The following is a 644-nucleotide window of genomic DNA, read 5'->3' as shown; positions in this document are numbered from 1 at the left end:
ACGGAGGAATTTTTGAGGCCACTGAAAAAGTCCTAATTGAATAAAAGATTAATGCATTTTCCAAAAACTGATAACAGCTAACTTTGTTAGCTGTTTTTTGTATTCAAAAAGGATTTTATGGATTTGTGTAGAATTATATATGTGTAGAAGAACGTTTAGGAGGAAATCAATAATGATAAAGCAACAAAAGTTAGTTATGAGTCCATATACTGATTTATATGATCTTATCATTCCAAAGGATAACATTTTAAGAAAAATAAAAAATTTAGTTGACTTTTCATTTGTTTATGATGAAATTATTGATACATATTGTTTTAACAATGGCCGCGGAGCCATTGATCCTATAATGATGTTTAAGTATTTAATGCTAAAAATAACATTTGATTTATCAGATGTTGATGTTGTTGAACGTTCAAAATATGATATGTCTTTTAAATATTTTTTGGATATAGCGCCAGAGGCTTCTGTTATAGATCCAAGTTCATTAACTAAATTTAGAAAGTTACGATTAAAGGATTCAAATATGTTGGATCTTCTTATAAACAAAACAGTTAGTATCGCAATAAAAAAAGGAATTTTGAAAAGTAAATCTATTATAGTTGATTCTACACATACTAAAGCAAGATATAACCAGTTATCACCAA

General features: G+C 27.2%; 1 protein-coding gene. It reads left to right on the top strand.

Features of this window, described 5'->3' with window-relative positions:
• Positions 1-169: 169 nt before the first annotated feature.
• Positions 170-644, top strand: a 475-nt coding sequence (locus ACJDT4_RS23305; protein WP_406790019.1) for a transposase, incomplete at its 3' end; no start/stop codon positions are given.

Origin of the sequence: Clostridium neuense (genome assembly GCF_045310695.1) — a bacterium.
In the GTDB taxonomy this organism is placed as follows: domain Bacteria; phylum Bacillota; class Clostridia; order Clostridiales; family Clostridiaceae; genus Clostridium_S; species Clostridium_S neuense.
Note: the sequence above shows the minus strand (reverse complement) of the source record. Positions and strands in the feature narration are given on the sequence as shown.